Origin of the sequence: Microbacterium trichothecenolyticum (assembly GCF_041938625.1) — a bacterium.
In the GTDB taxonomy this organism is placed as follows: Bacteria; Actinomycetota; Actinomycetes; order Actinomycetales; family Microbacteriaceae; genus Microbacterium; species Microbacterium trichothecenolyticum_D.
The window spans coordinates 3,511,798-3,531,028 of record NZ_CP169427.1 but is presented as its reverse complement, the minus strand read 5'-3'; the positions used below and the strand labels follow the sequence as shown (position 1 = coordinate 3,531,028).

The following is a 19,231-nucleotide window of genomic DNA, read 5'->3' as shown; positions in this document are numbered from 1 at the left end:
TCCGCGATCGCCGGGCTCCCGCCCAGGGCGCGCGCTGCTGCAGTTCAGCTCGCGGCCGATGCGGAGCGGAGTCGGTGGATCCGCGCCGCGAGGGCGGGCAGGTCGTCGAAGTCACGCCGTGTGACGACCGTGAACCGGTAGCCGAGAGATTCCAATTCGGCGCGCCGCATTTCATCGCGGCTCCACTGATCCGGATCGCGGTGGTAGTCGCCGTAATACTCGATGACCAGTTTCTGCGCGCGGTAGAGCATGTCGACGCGGGCGACGAATCGTGCGCCGTCATAGATCTCGACGTTGCACTCAGGCCTCGGGAGGCCGGCAAGTTCGAGAACGCAGCGGAGCTCCGACTCACGGGGTGACTCCGAACGCTCCGAGCAGAGCTCGAGGGCGCGGCGACGAACTCCAGCGCCAGGCGACCGCGGTGCTCGGGTGTGCTCCGCCGTAAGTTGATCGATCGTACAACGGCGTCGGTTGCGCGCGATGAGGAAGTCCGTCACGGCGACGAACGCAGGAAGGTCCAACTCGGCGGAGAGGTCGCGCCACGTCCGTGACGGACGAGTCACACGGATGCGACGCCTCGTCAGCACCTCATCGTCCGCGATCTTCAGGGATCTTCCGCGGACCTGCCGTCCTCGGATTCTGTTGCTCGGATACGACACTCCGATCGTCGGCCGTCCGAACGCGTCGTCGTGCAGCGCGGCGGGGAGCGGCACGCCGAGCACCACGCCCGCAGTCGGGCCGCAGGCGAAAGCGTGTGAGGGCAGGGCGCGCATCAGAAGCTCGAGGCGCGCCATCGGGCTCAGTTCCCTCGTCGTTCGAGCGCCATGGAACGGATGCAGCAGCGACCTCGCCGAAAGCTGCGAGGCGGCGACTCCTGCCGCGAGTGCCTCGCGCACGATGAAGCCTGGAAGCAAGTGAGGCGGAAGCTGCAAGTCGCGCATCCGTCGATCGTCGTCGTGTTGGAGGCGGTGCCCGCAACGAACCCGGATGTCCGAGGAATCTTGCCCAGCCGCAGGCGCTGGGGAGGAGCGGGTACGGGTGCCTGCGACGACCCCGGTCGATTCGCCAGAAGCGGGCTGACTGGGTGACCGATTCTGGCGACTCGCCAAAATGCGCGAAGGGTGAATGCGCCGCGTGGTTTGGCGAGTCGCCAAGAGGCACGGTCGTCCCCAGTGATTCGTGGCGACTCGCCAAAATCGGGTGATGCACGAGACTCAGACGAAGAACGCGGATGCCTCTGGGTCGAGGCATCCGCGTTCCGGAGGGTTTGCGTTACGACGCGAAGAGGCGCTGCAGGCGCTGCACACCCTCGAGGAGGGCGTCGTCGCCGAGCGCGTACGACAGGCGCAGGTAGCCGGAGGGGCCGAAGGCCTCACCCGGAACGACGGCGACCTCGGCCTTCTCGAGGATGAGATCAGCGAGCTCGAGCGACGTCGTGGGCGTGACTCCCGCCCACTCGCGGCCGAGGAGGCCGCGCACGTCGGGGTATGCGTAGAAGGCGCCGAGCGGCGTGGGGACCTCGACGCCGTCGATCTTCGACAGCTCCGCCACGATGAGGCGGCGGCGGCGGTCGAAGGCCTGGCGCATCTGCTCGACCTCGTCCTGCGGACCGCTGAGGGCGGCCAGCGCCGCGCGCTGCGCGATGTTGTTGACGTTCGAGCACAGGTGGGACTGCAGGTTGCCGGCGATCTTGATCGCGTCCTTGGGGCCGACCATCCATCCCAGGCGCCAGCCGGTCATCGCGTAGGTCTTCGCGACGCCGTTGACCAGGATCGTCTGGGCCGCAGCATCCGGAACCGCCTCCACGATCGACACGGCGCGCGTGCCTTCGTAGACGAGGTTCTGGTAGATCTCGTCCGAGATGATCCAGATGCCGTGCTCGACGGCCCAGCGGCCGATCGCCTCGGTCTCTTCGAGGGTGTACACCGAGCCGGTCGGGTTCGAGGGCGACACGAACACGAGCGCCGTGGTCTTGTCGGTGCGGGCGGCCTCGAGCTGCTCGACGGTCACCTTGTAGTCCTGGTGGGCACCGGCGAAGACCTCGACGGGGATGCCGTCGGCCAGCGCGATCGCCTCGGGGTACGTGGTCCAGTACGGGGCCGGCAGCAGCACCTCGTCGCCGGGGTTCACGACGGTCTGGAAGGCCTGGTAGACGGCCTGCTTGCCGCCGTTGGTGACGATGACCTGCGACGGGTCGACCTCGAGACCCGAGTCGCGGAGCGTCTTCGCGGCGATCGCCTCGCGCAGCACCGGGAGGCCGGCTGCGGGCGTATAGCGGAAGTTCGCGGGGTTGTGCAGCGCCTCGGCGGCGGCGTCCACGATGAACTGCGGGGTCGCGAAATCGGGCTCGCCCGCCGCATACGAGATGACGGGCCGTCCGGCGGCCTGAAGCGCCTTCGCCTTGGCATCGACCTTGAGGGTCGCCGACTCGGCGATGGCGGAGAGCTTGCGGGAGAGCGGTGCGCGTTCGGTCACGCTTCGAGCGTAGTCGGCGCCTCGCCACGTTTCAGCCGCCGGTTGCGCACCCGTGGACCGCGCGCGTGCGCGATGTTGCCGCGACACGACGGAACGTCCGATCGGCAGGCGCACTTCCGGATCGGCCCGGGGGCACGGTACCCTGTGCGTCGTGGACGCCTGGATCTGGGGAGCCGTCGTGCTCGCCATCGTGCTCGTCATCGCCGGTGGGATCGCCTGGTGGCTCGCGCGCGGGTGCGTGCTGACCATCATCGGCGCCACGGGTGCTGTCCTCGGCGGCCTCGTCGCCCTCATCAGCCTCGTGCTGCTGCTCGACCCCGACGTCGGGCTGCGCGTCTCCTTCATCGTCACGGTCGTCTCAGGGGTGTGGCTGCTCGCCTGGGCGCTCGCGGGCGGCATCCGGGGCCAGCGCCAGCTGCGCGCCGAGGAACAGGCAGCCCGTGCGGCAGCTCCCGTCCCCGTCTCGGCGACGGCTGCACACGGTCACTGACGGGATCGCGCTCCGGGCGCCCGGTGGATGACGCCATCCACCGAATGGGGGATGGCTTCTCCTGCGGATGACGGCTGGGGGCAGCATCCGTCCTCCGCGACGCTGGAAGCATGCAGACACAAGCGGTGCGGGTGCGGAACCTGCGCAAGATGTACGGCGATCGCACGGTCGTCGACGGGGTGTCGTTCGAGATCGAGCGCGGCGAGACGTTCGCCCTCCTCGGGCCGAACGGCGCCGGCAAGTCGACCACCGTCGAGATCCTCGAGGGGTACCGGCGGCGCACAGGCGGCGACGTCGAGGTGCTCGGCGTCGACCCCGCCACGGGGGGCCTCGACCTCAAGGCGCGACTCGGCATCGTGCTCCAGTCGACCGGCCAGTCCGGTCTCGTCACGGTCCGTGAGCAGTTGCGGCAGTTCGCGGGCTTCTACCCGGATCCGCGCGACGTCGACGAGGTGATCGCGGCGGTCGGCCTCGAGGCGCAGGCGAAGACCCGCATCTCGAAGCTCTCGGGCGGCCAGCAGCGCCGCGTCGATGTGGCCCTCGGCATCATCGGTCGCCCCGAGCTGCTGTTCCTCGACGAGCCCACGACGGGCTTCGACCCGCACGCGCGTCGCGAGTTCTGGGAACTCATCCGGCGCCTCCAGGCCGAAGGCACGACGATCGTGCTGACCACGCACTACCTCGACGAGGCGGCGCAGCTCGCCGACCGCGTCGCGGTGATCGCCGCCGGCCGGCTGCAGGCGATCGGCCCCGTCGCGGGGTTCGGCGGCCCGGCCGCACGCGTGCCGATCGTGCGATGGGTGGAGGACGGGATGCCGCGCCACGAGCGCACCGAGGACCCCTTCGCGTTCGCGACCGCCCTGGCGGCGCGGCTGGGCGAGGCGCCCGCAGAGCTCGAGATCGTGCGGCCGAGCCTCGAGGACGTCTACCTCAGGATGGTCGGCGAGACCACCGCGGAGGCGACCGCGGGTGCCGCCGCCGAGACGAAGGGAGCGGTGCGATGAGCGTCACCGTCGAGAAGTCGCGGGCCGCGGACGTCCGTCAGCGCCGTACGCGCCGCAACGTCCTGAGCGTCGGCATCTGGCGCACGCGGTTCGAGCTGATGCAGTACTTCCGCTCGGGCGACACGCTGTTCTTCACGTTCCTCTTCCCCGTCTTCATGCTGGGCCTGTTCAGCGTCGCGTTCGGCTCGGACGGCGACGTGCAGATCGCCCCCGGCGTGCCGCCGATCTCGATGGCCGAGCTGTACCTGCCGGGCATGATCGCCGCGGGCCTGCTGCTGTCGGGCTTCCAGAACCTCGCCATGGACATCGCGATCGAGCGGTCCGACGGCATGCTCAAGCGACTCGGCGGCACGCCGCTGTCGCCGGTGAGCTACTTCATCGGCAAGATCGGGCAGGTGCTGGTCACGGGAGTGCTGCAGTCCGCACTGCTGCTGGTGTTCGCCTCCACGGTGCTCGGGGTCGAGCTGCCCACGGAGCCCGAACGCTGGATGACGTTCGCGTGGGTGTTCGTCCTCGGGATCACGACGTCGGCCCTTCTCGGTGTTGCGCTGTCGTCCGTGCCGCGCACCGCGAAGAGCGCGACCGCCGTCGTCGTTCCGATCGCCCTCGCGCTGCAGTTCATCTCGGGCGTGTACCTCACGTTCTCGCAGCTGCCGGAGTGGCTGCAGAACGTCGCGGGGATCTTCCCGCTCAAGTGGATGGCTCAGGGCATGCGTGCGGTGTTCCTGCCCGACGCGTACGCGGCACTCGAGCAGAACGGCGAGTGGAACCTCGCAGGCGTCGCGATCGCTCTCGGAATCTGGTTGATCGTGGGTCTGGTGCTGTCGCGCGTCACCTTCCGCTGGATCCGGCGCGACGCATAGCCTGACGGTGCCCGGCGTCCTCGGATCGCGCGGAGACCGGGCACCGATCGCCGGAACGGGAGAGGGAAGATGCTGACGAAGCGGGGATGGGACGCGATCGTATCCATCGTGTCGGCCGTCATCGCGATCGCGCTCGTCTTCCTCTTCCCGCCCGCGACCGCCGCCCGCACGGCGATCGCGCTCGCGGCGATCGGCCTCTTCGTGGTGGGCTACGCCCTGATCGGCCGCGACGCGATCGAGCCGCCACGGGCGGCGTGGCGGTACCCCGCCTTCCTGTCGGTGGCCGCCGTCGCCGCCGGGATCGGGGCGGGCGCGGCTCCGTTCATGGCGATGCTCCAGACCCTCGCGTACCCGCTCGTCTGGGTCATCGGCGACTCCCGGCGTCGCGGGATCGGCGGCTCTGCAGTCATCGCGGGGAGCGTCTTCGTCGGGGCGAGCTTCGGCTACGGCCCGAGCCTGGATTCCCTGCTCGCCGGCGGGACCACCGCGGTCTTCTCGCTCTCGTTCGCGATCGCCATCGGCCTCTGGATCGCTCGCATCGCCGAGTACGGCGAGGAGCGCGAGCGACTGCTCGCCGAGCTGACGGCGGCGCAGACCGAAGTCGAGGCGCTCAGCCGCGAGCGCGGCGCGTCCGCCGAGCGCGAGCGCCTGGCCCGCGACATCCACGACACCCTGGCGCAGACGCTCGCGGGGCTGGTGATCTTCGCCGAGCGGGCCGGGCGGCAGTCTCGGGAAGGGCAGACGGATGCTGCGGCCACCACGATCGCAACCGTCGAGCAGGTCGCGCGCGACGCGCTCGCCGAGTCCCGCGCGCTTGTGGCCCGCACCGCCGCGGTGCCTCGCGAGCCGGCGTTCGGAGCCGCGGTCGAGCGTCTCATCGAGCGGTTCCGCGAACACGGCACGGCGCGCATCGCGCTCGACACCGCCGGCGTGCAGGGCGAGCTGGACCGCGAGGCGCAGGTGGTGCTGCTGCGCTGCCTGCAGGAGGCGCTGTCGAACGTGACGAAGCACGCCGGCGCCGCGAAGGTGACGGTGCGCGTGGAGGTTGGGGAGGAGGGTGCCGCGGTGCTCGAGGTGCGCGACGACGGGCGCGGGTTCGAGACGTCGCGGCCGGGGAGCGGGTTCGGACTGGAGGGCATGCGTGAGCGCGTGGCGCTCGCCGGCGGCGGGTTCGACGTCGCATCGACGCCGGGCGACGGCACGACGCTGACGGTCAGGCTTCCCCCAGTGCCGCACGACGCGCACGGCGAGGCGGTGCCCTTGACGTCGGTCACGACGGACGATGCCGCGGCCGACGCGGTGCGGATGAAGGGGGATCCCGCATGATCCGGCTGCTCATCGCCGACGACCATCCGGTGGTGCGCGCGGGTCTCGCGGGGCTGCTCTCGGACGAGCCCGGCTTCGAGGTCGTGGCCGAGGCATCCGATGGCGACGAAGCCGTGCGTCTCGCGGCCGCGACGCGCCCCGACGTCGTGCTGATGGACCTCCGCATGCCGCACGTCGACGGCGTCGCTGCCACCGCGCGGATCGCCCGGGGAGAGGCGGGAGACCCGCCACCGCGCGTGCTGATCCTCACGACGTACGAATCCGACGATCAGATCCTCGCGGCCATCGAGGCCGGCGCGACGGGATACCTCCTGAAAGCCGCGCCGCAGGCTGAGATCGTCGCCGGCATCCGCTCCGTGGCGGCGGGACAGTCGGCGCTGTCGCCGCAGGTGGCGGTGCGGCTGGTGGAGCGGATGCGGCGCCCCGAGCCCGAGACCGTGCTCACCGCGCGGGAGCTCGACGTGCTGCGCCTGGTCGCCACCGGACACAGCAACAAGCAGGTCGCGGCGACGCTCGGGATCGGCGAGTCGACGGTCAAGACGCACCTGCTCAAGGTGTTCGAGAAGCTCGGTGTCGCCGACCGCACCCGCGCCGTGACCCTCGCCATGGAGCGCGGACTGCTGAGTTGACGCAGCCTGCCGCGCGGCTCCACGCTCTCCGCTTCTCCCGCCGATCCGGCATTCGGGCTTTCGGGCTCTTTCCGGACTCGTGCGCCCCGGCGCTCCGGAAACGCACGCGTTCTCCGAATCCCGGATCGACGACGGATGCCTCGGACCGGGGTCGGTCCGAGGCATCCTTGTCGTTCAGGATCAGCTGAACTGGTTCATCGTGTTGTGCTGGCCGCCCGCCTTGAGGGCCGCGTCGCCCGCGAAGTACTCCTTGTGGTTGTCGCCGATGTCGCTGCCGGCCATGTTCTGGTGCTTGACGGTGGCGATGCCCTCGCGGATCTCGCGGCGCTGCACACCCTTGACGTAGGCGAGCATGCCCTCGTCGCCGAAGTAGCCCTTGGCCAGGCTGTCGGTCGACAGGGCGGCCGTGTGGTACGTCGGGAGCGTGATGAGGTGGTGGAAGATGCCGGCACGTGCCGAGCCGTCGCGCTGGAATGTGCGGATCTTCTCGTCGGCCAGTCGCGCGAGCTCGGTGTCGTCGTACTCGACGCTCATCAGGTCGCTGCGGTCGTAGGCCGAGACATCCTCGCCCCGCTCCGCGAGCAGGTCGTAGGCCTGCTGGCGGAAGCTGAGCGTCCAGTTGAACGACGGGCTGTTGTTGTAGACGAGCTTCGCGTTCGGGATCACCTCGCGGATCGCATCGACCATGCCGGCGATCTGCTCGACGTGCGGCTTCTCGGTCTCGATCCACAGCAGATCCGCGCCGTTCTGCAGCGACGTGATGCAATCGAGCACCACGCGCTCCTCGCCGGTCCCGGAGCGGAACTGGTAGAGGTTGCTGGCGAGGCGCTTCGGGCGCAGCAGCTTGCCGTCGCGCTTGATGACGACGTCGCCGTTGCCGAGGTCGGCGTCCGAGATCTCCTCGACGTCCAGGAACGAGTTGTACTGGTCGCCGAGATCCCCGGGCTCGTGCGTGACGGCCAGCTTCTGCGTGAGTCCGGCGCCGAGCGAGTCGGTGCGGGCCACGATGATGCCGTTCTCGATGCCGAGCTCGAGGAACGCATAGCGCACCGCGTTGAGCTTGGCGATGAAGTCCTCGTGCGGGACCGTGACCTTGCCGTCCTGGTGGCCGCACTGCTTCTCGTCCGACACCTGGTTCTCGATCTGGATGGCGCACGCGCCCGCCTCGATCATCTTCTTGGCGAGGAGATAGGTGGCCTCGGGATTGCCGAAGCCGGCGTCGATGTCGGCGATGATCGGCACCACGTGGGTCTCGTAGTTGTCGATCTGCGACTGGATGAACTCGACCGCGGTCTCGTCGCCGGCGACGCGGGCGTCGTCGAGCTGCGTGAACAGCAGATCGAGCTCTCGGGCGTCCGCCTGGCGGAGGAACGTGTAGAGCTCCTCGATGAGGGCGGGCACCGCCGTCTTCTCATGCATCGACTGATCGGGAAGCGGTCCGAACTCCGAGCGGAGCGCCGCGACCATCCACCCGGAGAGGTAGAGGTAGCGCTTGTTCGTCGACTTCAGGTGCTTCTTAATCGAGATGAGCTTCTGCTGCCCGATGAAGCCGTGCCAGACGCCCAGCGACTGGGTGTAGACCGACGAATCGGCGTCGTACTCGGCCATGTCGCGGCGCATGATGTCGGCGGTGTACTGGGCGATCTCGAGTCCCGTGCGGAAGCGGTTCTGCGCCCGCATGCGTGCGGCGGATTCGGGATCGATCGCATCCCAGCTCGGGCCGTGCTGTGCCTTGAGCGCCCGGATGGCGTCGATGTCGTCCTGGTAGGCAGTCATGAGAGTTTCCTTGTTCGTCTCGGGGGAGCGGGGGATCAGTCGGTCTCGACGAGGTACTTGGCGTAGGCCGGCAGCGTCAGGAACGCCGGGAAGTCCTGGCCGAGCGCGACCTCGCGGAAGATGTCCGCGGCGTCGTCGAAGCGGTCGCCGTCACGGCGTTCCGCCTCGGCCAGCACCTCGGTGATGAGCCCCTCGATCAGGTCGCGGGTGATCGGCGTGCCGTCCTCGGTGGTGCGGTCCTGGTGGATCCACTGCCACACCTGGCTGCGGCTGATCTCGGCGGTCGCGGCATCCTCCATGAGGTTGTCGATGGCGACGGCACCCAGGCCCCGCAGCCACGCCTCGATGTAGCGGATCGCCACCGACACGTTGCCGTGCACGCCGGCCGTCGTGATCGGGCGACCGATGTGGACGTCGATCAGGTCGGTGGCCGACACCTCGACCTCGGGTCGCTGACGGTCGAGCTGGTTCGGGCGCTCGCCCAGCACCGCGTCGAATTCGGCGCGGGCCACCGGGATCAGGTCGGGGTGCGCGACCCACGTGCCGTCGAAGCCGTCGCCGGCCTCGCGCTTCTTGTCGGCGGCGACCTTCTCGAACGCGCGCTCGGTGACCTCGGGGTCGCGGCGGTTCGGGATGAAGGCGCTCATGCCGCCGATCGCGAAGGCGCCGCGCTTGTGGCACGTCTTCACGAGCAGCTCGGTGTACGCCCGCATGAACGGAACGGTCATCGTGACCTCGCTGCGGTCGGGCAGCACGAAGCGCGCGCCGCGGCCGCGGTAGTTCTTGATGATCGAGAAGATGTAGTCCCAGCGTCCGGCGTTCAGCCCCGCGATGTGGTCGCGCAGCTCGAACAGGATCTCCTCCATCTCGAAGGCGGCCGGCAGCGTCTCGATCAGCACGGTCGCGCGGATGGTGCCGTGCGGGATGCCGACGTACTGCTCGCTGAAGGTGAACACGTCGTCCCACAGCTTCGCCTCTTCGCTCGACTCGAGCTTGGCGATGTAGAAGTAGGGGCCGCGGCCGTTCGCGATCAGCTGCTTCGCGTTGTGGAAGAAGTAGAGGCCGAAGTCCACGAGCGAGCCCGACGCGGCCATGGTGCGCCCGGTGCGGTCGGTGAAGCGGATGTGCTGCTCAGGCAGGTGCCACCCACGCGGGCGCATCACGATCGTCGGCGTCTCGGTCGCCGTGACTTCGTAGCGCTTGCTCGGTGTCGTTTCCGTTCGGGGGCTCGTGAACGACAGCTCGCCCCGGATCGCGTCGCGCAGGCTGAGCTGGCCCTCGATGACGTTCTTCCAGGTCGGGCTGGTGGCGTCCTCCTGGTCGGCGAGCCACACCTTGGCGCCGGAGTTCAGCGCGTTGATCGTCATCTTCGGGTCGGTCGGGCCCGTGATCTCGACCCGGCGGTCCTCGAGGCCGGGGCCGGCGCCGGCGACCTTCCACTCCGCGTCCTCGCGGATGTGGCGGGTGTCGTCGCGGAACTGCGGGTCGTGCCCGTTGCCGATCTCGAAGCGGCGGCGCATGCGGTCGGCGAGCCGGTCGTGACGGCGGGCGCCGAAGCGGTGGTGCAGCTCGGTCAGGAACGCGAGCGCCTCCGGCGTCAGGATCTCGTCGTAGCGAGGCGCGAGACGCCCGGTGATCTCGACCCTGGGCTCGTGGGTCTGGGTGGGGATGGGGCCGGTGCGCGTACGCATCGGGGTGGCGGTCGCAGGTGTCATGGTCCTGCCTTCCTGTGATGGACTGCGTCGAGAGTGTGGGAGATGCTGCGGCCCGACGTGTGCGCCGGGTCGAGGCATCCGTTGATCCGCGTTCTGGGTGGATCGGTGGAAGGTCGTGAGACCACTCTGGGGTGAACTTCGGGGCTTGACCCGACGAATCCGGGTGTGAAGTTTTCCGGTATTTCTGCTTTCGTGACAGAATCACCCCATGACGACGACGTTGAGCTCCGATGTGCGCGGTGAAGTCCCCGACGATGATGAGGTGGATCCCCTCACCATCGGCCGCCGCATCCGGCAGCTGCGCACCGACCGCGGAATGACGCTCGAAGAGCTCGCCGCCGCGGTCGACCGCGCGCCGAGCCAGCTGTCGATGATCGAGAACGGCCGGCGCGAGCCGAAGCTGACGCTGCTGCAGGCGATCGCGCGGGCCTTGGGCTCCTCGATCGACGCGATCCTCGAGTCCGAGCCGCTCGATGAGCGCGCCACCCTCGAGATCTCGCTCGAGCGGGCGATGCGCGGTCAGACGTTCCAGGCGCTCGGCATCCCGCCGTTCCGCATCGGCAAGACGGTGCCGACCGAGGCGCTCAAGGCGATGCTGGCCCTGCAGGGAGAGATCGAGCGGCTGCGCGACGAGCGCGCCGCGACCCCCGAGGAGGCGCGCCGTGCGAACGTGGCGCTGCGCAAGCTCATGCGCACGCAGAACAACTACTTCGCCGAGCTCGAGCAGCAGGCGCGACGCATCCTCGACGCGGTGGATCACCCGGGCGGCCCGCTGACCCAGCGCACAGCGTCCGACATCGCGGCGCACCTCGGCTTCACCCTGCACTACGTGCCCGATCTGCCGCAGACGACCCGGTCGGTCGCCGACATCAAGAACGGCCGGCTGTACCTGTCGAGCCGGCTCACGACGAAGGGCGACCCGCGCACCGCCGTGCTGCAGGCGCTGTCGAGCCGCATCCTCGGCCACCGCGAGCCGACCTCGTACGCCGACTTCCTGCGTCAGCGCGTTGAGACGAACTACCTCACCGGCGCGCTGCTCATCCCCGAGTCGCACGCGGTGCCGTTCCTGCAGGAGGCGAAGAAGGACCGCTCGATCTCGATCGAAGACCTCCGCGACGCGTACTCGGTGTCGTATGAGACGGCCGCGCACCGCTTCACGAACCTCGCGACGGTGCACCTGGGCCTTCCGGTGCACTTCCTCAAGGTGCACGAGTCGGGGGTCATCACGAAGGTCTACGAGAATGACGACGTGAACTTCCCGACCGACCGCCTCGGCGCGATCGAGGGGCAGATGTGCTGCCGCAAGTGGACCTCACGGGTCGTCTTCGACGTGGACGACCACTTCAACCCGTACTACCAGTACACCGACACCGGGAACGGCACCTACTGGTGCACCGCCCGGGTGGAGCTCTCGAGCGAAGGCGCGCACTCGATCAGCGTCGGCGTGCGCTTCGACGACACGAGGTGGTTCCTCGGCCGTGACACCCCGAACCGCGGCGTCTCGAAGCATTCCGTCGAGGTCTGCTGCCGGCGAGCGCCGGCCGAGCTCGAGGCGTCGTGGCGCGAGCAATCGTGGCCGAACGTGCGCACCCCGCGCACTCTGCTGGCGACGCTTCCGACCGGCTCGTTCCCCGGCGTCGACACGACCGACGTCTACGAGTTCCTCGAGGCCCACGCCCCGCGCTGAGCGTGGGGTGAGGGCGCAGGGTTCCGCGCCGAGCGCTCGACCACTACCGTGGCGGCATGCGCATCGCGCCGCCCACCCTCGCCCCGGCTGCGGCGTCGAGCGCGGACGCTGCGCGGGATGCCGTGGGCCGTGTGCTCGCGGGCATACAGCTCATCGACCATCACGCCCACAGCGTCTTCACGGAGGACCTCGACGATGCCGGATTCGCGTCGGCCATGTCCGAGGGCACTGCAGCGCCGCCACCGGGGACGACCGCCTTCGACAGCCAGATCGGCTTCGCCATCCGCCGGATCTGCGGGCCGGTGCTGGGGCTGGAGCCCTTCGCTGCGCCGGACGCCTACCTTCGCCGCCGTCGCGAGCTGGGCACCCAGGAGGTGACGCGGCGGCTGCTGACCGCGGCAGGCCTCGAGGCGGTCCTCGTCGACGGCGGGTTCGCGCCGGAGCGCCTTCTCGGGGAGGCGGAACTCGCAGCGCTCGGTCTGCGGGTCCGCCCGATCGTGCGGCTGGAGGCGGTGGCCGAAGCGTGCGCTGCGACAGCGGACGACGCCGACGGGTTCGTCGCCGAACTCCACCGGCGCCTCGACGAGACCCGCACGACGGCCGCGGGCTACAAGACCGTCGCCGCTTACCGCACCGGGCTCGCACTGGACCCCGCTCGCCCCGCCGGCGACGAGGTCGCCGCCGCAGCGGCGCGCTGGCTCGCGGAGCTCTCCGGCACCAGCGTGCCGCGACTGATCGACCCGGTCCTCACCCGCCACCTCATCTGGTGGGCTATCGACGCCGGGGCCGTGCTGCAGGTGCACACCGGCTTCGGTGACCCGGATCTCACGCTCGCCGCCGCCGACCCGCTCCACCTCCAGCCGCTGATCGCACGCGCCGCCGGCTCAGGCGCGACGATCGCGCTGCTGCACTGCTACCCGTTCGAGCGGGAGGCGGGGTTCCTCTGCCACGCGTACTCGCACGTCGTCATGGACGTCGGCCTGGCCGTCTCGCACCTCGGCGCCGCCGCGACGGACGTCGTGGCGCGTTCGCTCGAGCTCGCCCCGTTCTCCGCGGTGCTCTTCTCGACCGATGCCTGGGGGCTGCCCGAGCGCTATGCCCTCGGAGCGCAGCTGTGGCGCGAGGCGATGACGGACGTGCTGGCCGCCTTCGTGGATGCGGGCCGCTGGTCGCCTCACGACGTCGCGCGCGTTGCCAACATGATCGGGCGCGACAACGCGGTGAGGATCTACGGATGACCCATATCCCCGGCGATCTCGTCATCGGCTCGATCGTCGACCCGGGCGGTGTCCCGCGCGCGAAAGCGGTGCCCGCATCCCGGGCGGCGGCGTTCGCGACCGCAGGCATGGGTGCGTCACCGAGCTGGAACACCTTCTGCGTCGATGACCAGATCGCCTTCACCGGCCGCTTCTCCGTCGTGGGCGACCTGCGCCTGCGCATCGATCTCGCCGAGCTGCGCGAGCTCGGTGGCGGCACGATGTGGGCGCCCGCGACGCTGTGCGCGCAGACGGGGGAGCCCGACCCGGCGTGCACCCGCACCGCCCTCCGCCGGGCGGTGGACAGGCTTTCGGCCGACGGACTGACCGCGCTCGTGGGCCACGAGGTGGAGTTCACACTCGTGGACGCCGCCGCCCCGTCGCACTGGTCGGCATACGGGCTCGGCGCGCTCCGGGCCCAGCAGCCGTTCCTGGATGCGCTCCTGGCGCGTGCCCGCGCCGCCCAGATCTCGATCGCGCAGGTGCACGCGGAGTACGGCGTGAACCAGTTCGAGATCTCCCTCGTCCCCCTCGACCCGGTGCGCGCGGCCGATGAACTCATCCTCATGAGACTCGTGATCTCGCAGGCGGCGCGCGATGTCGGGCTCGCCGCATCCTTCTCGCCGCTTCCGACTGCTTCCGGCGCGGGCAACGGCGCCCATCAGCACCTCTCGCTGGCCCGCGATGGCTCGCCGCAGTTCAGTCGCGGCCGCGGACCGCACGGCCTGACCGATGACGGTGGGCACGCGATCGCGGGCCTCCTCGCCGCGTTGCCGGGCCTCATGGCGCTTCTGGCCGGATCGGTGCTGTCCCAGGCGCGGATGAGACCCGGCATGTGGTCGGGCGCCTTCCGGTGCTGGGGGCTGGAGAATCGGGAGGCGGCCGTGCGGCTGTGCGCCGCGACGCGCGGCAATCCAGATGGCGCGAGCGTTGAGATCAAGCCCGTCGACCCGTCGGCGAACCCCTACTCCGCCTCAGCCGTGCTGCTCGAGGCGGCCCGTTTCGGAATCGACGGGGGCCTGCCGCTGCCGCCCGAAACCTCCCTTCATCCCGGCGAGGCTGAAGGGATCGACCGGCTGCCGGTCGGCATCCCGGCTCAGCTCGAGCTGCTGCGGGCGTCGCCCGTCGCCGCGACGGCGCTCGGCGCCGACATCCTCGAGGCGTTCGTCGCGGTGCGCACGCTCGAGCACGAGACGTTCGGAGACCGTGAAGTGACCGACGTGTGCGAGCGCCTGCGCTTCGCCTGGTCGCTGTAGGGCCGGTGCGCTGCGGATTCAGCGGCCGGCGACGACGTCCGCCACGTGTGCGGGCCATGCGGTGCGATCGGAGGAACGAGATGCCTCGACCCGATCGGCCGCGTGGTACGCGGCATAGATCGCGTTGACCGCGGTCCACCGCAGCGGCTCGATCTCCCAGCGCTTGGTGCGGTGACCCACCCAGGGAAGGCGCGTGAGTTCGGTGTCGCGCTCGAGCACGAGGTCGGCGAGCGTGCGGCCGGCGAGATTCGTCGCGGTGACGCCCGTGCCGACATACCCGCCGGCCCAGCCGATCCCCGTCGCGCGGTCGTGCACGACGCTCGCCGCCCAGTCGCGTGACACCCCGAGCACGCCGGCCCAGGCGTGTGCGATCGGCACCCCCGCGGCATCCGGGAAGAACTCCCGCAGCAGCCGCGTGAGCGACGCGATCGTGCGGCGCTGCGTCGTGCCGTCGGTGTCGACGCGCGAGCCGTAGCGGTAGGGCACGCCGCGCCCGCCGAAGGCGATGCGGTCGTCGGCCGTGCGCTGGGCGTACATGTACACGTGGGCGAAGTCGCCGAGCGTCTCGTGCCCGTTCCAGCCGACGGCGTCCCAGAAGGTCGCGGGCAGCGGCTCGGTCACGATCATCGACGAGTTCATCGGCAGCCACGTGCGGTGCTCGCCCCGGAGGTCGGCGGTGAAGCCCTCCGTCGCGCGCAGTACGTGCGTCGCGCGCACCGTGCCGCGATCGGCGACGGCGCGGCCCGGCGCGATCTCGCGCACGTGGGTCTGCTCGCAGATCGGCACGCCGAGTCGCTCGACCGCCTCGGCGAGGCCCCGCACGAGCTTCACCGGGTGCACCCGCGCGCAGTGCGGGTGCCATGCGGCGCCGAGCGTTCCGGCGATGCGGATGCGGGATGCTGCGGCCGCAGCATCCATCGGCTCGACATCGGTGTGCGGCCAGGCCTGCTCAGCCGCGACGGCCGCGCGCAGCCGGGTGAGCTGCGCGGGCGTGCGGGCGACGCCGTACTCGCCGCCCTTGACGATGTCGGCGTCGATGCCCTCGCGCGCGGCGACGGCGATCACCTCGTCGACGGTCTCGTTGAGGGCGCGCTGCTGCGCGATCGCCGCGTCGCGGCCGTGCGTCTCGGCGTAGCGCTCGCGCCCGCCGGTCACGGTGTTGGTGAGCCACCCACCGTTGCGGCCGGAGGCCCCGAACCCGGCGAATCGCTGCTCGAGCACGACGACCCGCAGGTCGGGCTGCGCGCGCTTCAGGTAGTACGCGGTCCAGAGGCCGGTGTATCCGCCGCCCACGATAGCGACGTCTACGTCGATGTCGCCCGGCAGGGGAGCGCGCGGCGCGGGCGTGCCCCCGAGGCTCCGCCACCACCACGACACGTCGCCGTTGGGCGCCGGCGCGTGATCGGGTTGCGAGCAGCCGCCGGGTTCCGTCATGGCTCCATCCTGGCCGATCGTCTCGCCGGTGCGCCGAAACGGAGTGTTGCGAACGTCCAGCACCCTCGGACCGATCGTGTACCACACGACTATTCGGTCAATGAACTTCCGGCTCACACGGGTGACCTCGTGTGAGCCGGAAGTTCATCGGGCTGGAGGGCAGGCTGGAGGGCAGGCTGGCTGGGTCGTGTGAGCCGGAAGTTCATCGGGCTGGAGGGCAGGCTGGGGTGGGCCGTGTGAGCCGGAAGTTCACCGGGGTACCGGGAGTGTTCGAGCGCCGAGCGAGGGCGGCGCGGACGCCGCGCTCCGACGGTGCGTCAGGTGTCGAGGGCGCGGAGCGCCGCCCACAGCTCGGCGCGGGTCGCGAACGACGAGAGGTCGCGACCCAGCACGCGTTCGATGAGGGCGAGGCGGGTGCGCACGGTGTGGCGATGCACGCCGAGGGACTGGGCGGATGCCTCGTGCGAGCAGTCCTCGTCGAGCCACACCTGGAGCGTCTCGACGAGGCGCGTGCCCTGCGCGGCGTCGTGGTCGTACAGCGGCGCGAGCTCTGCGCGCGCGAGCGCGCGGGCCTCGTCGGTCAGTGCCGAGAGCACACCGGCGCGGGCGACCTCGGCGAACTCGGTCACCGGACGGATGCCGCGGTCCCGGGCGACGCGCGCCTGCCCGAGCGCGGCGGAGAACCCGTCGTAGCCCGTCGGATCCGACAGGCCGACGCGCACGTCGAACCGCTCCACGAGGTCGGAGACGCTCGAGCGGTCGCCCTGTGGCACGACGAGCACCAGCCCGTCCTCGCCGCGGCCGAAGAACAGCGCACCGCGGCGCTCGTCGGCCCAGAGCTCGAGCAGCTCGGCGATGCCGTCGACGCGTGCGGCCGCAGCATCCGTCACCCCGACGACGACGGGGGCGGAGGGGAGCGGTCCCCACAGCTCGCGCGAGGTGCGGCGGGCCAGGGCGGGGTCGCCGGTCATGAGCGACTGCACGAGGCCGGCGCGCAGCGCGTTGCGCGCCCGGCCGAGGCCCTGCTGCTGCTCGAGCGCGAGGCCGGCCATCGCGATGACGGCGGTGACGACGACGCGTCCCTCCTGGTCGAGGTCTCCGGCGGCGATCGCGATGACGCCGCGCAGGTGCCCGCCGCGGCCGAGGGTCTGCAGGGAGAACGGCGTCTCGCCGATGTGCAGCGACGATCCCGCCCGTGCGCCGCGGTGCAGCACGCCCGTCACCTCGCGCTGGAGGGCCGCGGCGGTCTCGGCGTCGAGGCCGCCGACGGGATGCTCGCGCGCGAGCTCGCCGGCGGCGTCGTACATGCCCACCCACGTGTCGAGCTGCTTCGCGAGCTCGGCGACGGTCGCGCCCAGTCCGTCCGGCCGGAGCGCCGCCAGGGCGATCGCCCGCTGCGCGGCCAGCGCCCAGCTGCGGCGCGCATACGCCTCGGCGGCGATCGCCTCGGCGTTGGCCCGGGCCACGGCGATGAAGGGGGTGCGATACGGCACCTCGAACAGCGGAATCCGTTCGTCGCGGCACGCGTCGACGAGAGCGGGAGGGATGCCGGCGCGCACGACCTCGGTCCCGAAGCCGAGGCCGACCACCCCCCGGGTCGCCAGGCGATGCACGTAGGAGCGGTAGACCGCCGCCGCGTCGGCGTCGTCGCCCGGCGGGAACTGCGTGCCGGTCGTGAGCAGCACGAGGCCCTCGGAGAGGAACGGCGTCGGATCGGCGAGGTCGGAGCTGTGCACCCAGCGGATGGCGCGGTCCAAGGCGCTCGGGTCGAGGTCGTCACCGGCGAGCGAGAGCTTCAGATCCCGGCGGGCGAGGAGGGCGCGAAGAGTGGGGGCGTCGGCGTCCATGATGCTCCGAGTGTACGGCTCGTACAGCAGGTCGGACAGAATGTACACCCGGGCGGGTGCGGGGCCGCGCGGCCACGACATACGCTCCCGAGCATGAGCAGCGCAGCCGACACCCTCACCGAAACGCCCCTCGGCGGTCCGACGCTTCCGCAGGAGCGCCGCCTGGTCACCAGCATCCCCGGTCCCCGCTCGCAGGAACTCCTCGACCGCAAGGCCGACGCCGTCGCCGCGGGTGTCGGTCACACCGCACCCGTGCAGGCCGTGGCGGCCGGCGGCGGCGTCATCGTCGACGCCGACGGCAACTCGCTCATCGACCTGGGCTCGGGCATCGCGGTCACCACGATCGGCAACGCGCACCCCAAGGTCGTCGCCGCCGTGCAGGAGCAGGTCGCGCAGTTCACCCACACGTGCTTCATGATCGCGCCGTACGACTCGTACGTCTCGGTCGCCGAGGCGCTCAACCGCATCACACCGGGCGACCACGCCAAGAAGAGCGCCCTGTTCAACTCGGGCGCCGAGGCGGTGGAGAACGCGGTCAAGATCGCCCGCAAGTACACCGGCAAGCAGTCCGTCGTCGCGTTCGACCACGGCTACCACGGCCGCACCAACCTCACGATGGCGCTCACGGCGAAGTCGATGCCCTACAAGAGCGGCTTCGGCCCGTTCGCGTCGGAGATCTACCGCGCCCCGCTGTCGTACCCCTACCGCGACGGCCTCGACGGCGGCCTCGCCGCCAAGAAGGCCATCTCGATGATCGAGAAGCAGGTCGGCGCCGACAACCTCGCCGCGATCATCATCGAGCCCATCCAGGGCGAGGGCGGCTTCATCGTCCCGGCAGACGGCTACCTCCCCGCGCTCGTCGACTGGTGCCGGGCCAATGACGTCGTCTTCATCGCCGACGAGATCCAGACCGGCTTCGCCCGCACCGGCCGCATGTTCGCCAGCGAGGTCTTCGGCATCGTCCCCGACCTCATCACGACCGCCAAGGGCATCGCGGGCGGGCTCCCGCTCGCCGCCGTCACCGGGCGCGCCGAGATCATGGACGCCTCGCACGCGGGTGGCCTCGGCGGCACCTACGGCGGCAACCCCATCGCGTGCGCCGCCGCGCTCGCCGCGATCGACGTGTTCGAGAACGACGGGATGCTCGAGCGCGCCCGCGAGATCGAGACCATCCTGAAGGGCCGGCTGAAGGACCTGCAGGCCGCCGACCCGCGCATCGGCGACGTGCGCGGTCACGGCGCCATGATCGCCGCCGAGTTCGTGGACCCCGCGACGGGGGAGCCGGACGCCGCGCTCACCGCCGCGGTCGCGAAGGCGTGCATCGCACAGGGCGTCATCGTGCTCACCTGCGGCACCTACGGCAACGTGATCCGTTTCCTTCCGCCGCTCTCGATCACCGACGACCTGCTCCACGAGGGCCTGGACGTCGTCGCGGCAGCTCTCGCTGCTTCTTGATCACGGATGCTGCGACCG

The 19,231-nt window shown here is 70.7% G+C and carries 15 protein-coding genes; 9 read left to right on the top strand and 6 right to left on the bottom strand.

The genetic code is table 11. The features are described 5' to 3' along the window. Positions 1-44 precede the first annotated feature (44 nt). Entirely contained in the window at positions 45-941 is an 897-nt protein-coding gene (locus ACEYYH_RS16405) for an endonuclease domain-containing protein (protein WP_374975380.1), read from the bottom strand. Between the two features lie 331 nt (positions 942-1,272). Next, on the bottom strand, positions 1,273-2,475 hold the full coding sequence (locus ACEYYH_RS16400; protein WP_374975379.1) for a pyridoxal phosphate-dependent aminotransferase: 1,203 nt from the start codon (positions 2,473-2,475) through the stop codon (positions 1,273-1,275). A gap of 151 nt (positions 2,476-2,626) precedes the next feature. Between ACEYYH_RS16400 and ACEYYH_RS16395 the strand changes: the two genes are divergently transcribed. The 5 genes from ACEYYH_RS16395 (at position 2,627) to ACEYYH_RS16375 (ending at position 6,787) form a co-directional block, all read left to right on the top strand. Then, positions 2,627-2,965 carry a hypothetical protein gene (locus tag ACEYYH_RS16395; RefSeq protein WP_374975378.1) on the top strand — a complete coding sequence of 113 codons (339 nt, stop codon included), beginning with the start codon at positions 2,627-2,629 and terminating at the stop codon, positions 2,963-2,965. A gap of 110 nt (positions 2,966-3,075) precedes the next feature. Beyond that, positions 3,076-3,969, top strand: a complete 894-nt coding sequence (locus ACEYYH_RS16390) for an ABC transporter ATP-binding protein (protein WP_374975377.1) — start codon at positions 3,076-3,078, stop codon at positions 3,967-3,969. Positions 3,970-4,067: 98 nt separating this feature from the next. Then, entirely contained in the window at positions 4,068-4,832 is a 765-nt protein-coding gene (locus ACEYYH_RS16385; protein WP_374978247.1) for an ABC transporter permease, read from the top strand. Positions 4,833-4,901: 69 nt separating this feature from the next. Beyond that, the gene (locus tag ACEYYH_RS16380; protein ID WP_374975376.1) at positions 4,902-6,158 is read left to right on the top strand and encodes a sensor histidine kinase; all 1,257 of its coding nucleotides are present in this window, start codon (positions 4,902-4,904) and stop codon (positions 6,156-6,158) included. Then, entirely contained in the window at positions 6,155-6,787 is a 633-nt protein-coding gene (locus ACEYYH_RS16375) for a response regulator (RefSeq protein WP_374975375.1), read from the top strand. The genes ACEYYH_RS16380 and ACEYYH_RS16375 overlap by 4 nt, the downstream gene beginning before the upstream one ends. Before the next feature lie 180 nt (positions 6,788-6,967). Here the strand turns inward: ACEYYH_RS16375 and ACEYYH_RS16370 are convergent, their stop codons facing one another. Continuing rightward, entirely contained in the window at positions 6,968-8,563 is a 1,596-nt protein-coding gene (locus tag ACEYYH_RS16370) for an isocitrate lyase (RefSeq protein WP_374975374.1), read from the bottom strand. 35 nt (positions 8,564-8,598) lie between these two features. Next, positions 8,599-10,278 carry a malate synthase A gene (aceB, locus tag ACEYYH_RS16365; RefSeq protein ID WP_374975373.1) on the bottom strand — a complete coding sequence of 560 codons (1,680 nt, stop codon included), beginning with the start codon at positions 10,276-10,278 and terminating at the stop codon, positions 8,599-8,601. A 208-nt stretch (positions 10,279-10,486) separates the two neighbouring features. Between aceB and ACEYYH_RS16360 the strand changes: the two genes are divergently transcribed. The 3 genes from ACEYYH_RS16360 to ACEYYH_RS16350 are packed head-to-tail and all read left to right on the top strand — an operon-like array spanning position 10,487 to position 14,477. Continuing rightward, complete coding sequence (locus tag ACEYYH_RS16360; protein ID WP_374975372.1) at positions 10,487-11,965, top strand: helix-turn-helix domain-containing protein; 1,479 nt, start codon at positions 10,487-10,489, stop codon at positions 11,963-11,965. Positions 11,966-12,021: 56 nt separating this feature from the next. Then, a complete protein-coding gene (locus ACEYYH_RS16355) occupies positions 12,022-13,203 on the top strand; it encodes an amidohydrolase family protein (protein WP_374975371.1) in 1,182 nt (393 codons plus the stop codon). Continuing rightward, on the top strand, positions 13,200-14,477 hold the full coding sequence (locus tag ACEYYH_RS16350) for a glutamine synthetase (RefSeq protein WP_374975370.1): 1,278 nt from the start codon (positions 13,200-13,202) through the stop codon (positions 14,475-14,477). The genes ACEYYH_RS16355 and ACEYYH_RS16350 overlap by 4 nt, the downstream gene beginning before the upstream one ends. 18 nt (positions 14,478-14,495) lie before the next feature. On the opposite strand, the gene ACEYYH_RS16345 is transcribed toward ACEYYH_RS16350, so the two are convergent. Together ACEYYH_RS16345 and ACEYYH_RS16340 are read right to left on the bottom strand one after the other, a co-directional pair. Beyond that, positions 14,496-15,911, bottom strand: a complete 1,416-nt coding sequence (locus ACEYYH_RS16345) for an NAD(P)/FAD-dependent oxidoreductase (RefSeq protein WP_374975369.1) — start codon at positions 15,909-15,911, stop codon at positions 14,496-14,498. A 317-nt stretch (positions 15,912-16,228) separates the two neighbouring features. After that, on the bottom strand, positions 16,229-17,758 hold the full coding sequence (locus tag ACEYYH_RS16340) for a PucR family transcriptional regulator (protein WP_374975368.1): 1,530 nt from the start codon (positions 17,756-17,758) through the stop codon (positions 16,229-16,231). Positions 17,759-17,851: 93 nt separating this feature from the next. Here ACEYYH_RS16340 and gabT point away from each other — a divergent pair, with 93 nt between their 5' ends. Then, on the top strand, positions 17,852-19,213 hold the full coding sequence (gabT, locus tag ACEYYH_RS16335) for a 4-aminobutyrate--2-oxoglutarate transaminase (protein WP_374975367.1): 1,362 nt from the start codon (positions 17,852-17,854) through the stop codon (positions 19,211-19,213). Positions 19,214-19,231 lie beyond the last annotated feature (18 nt).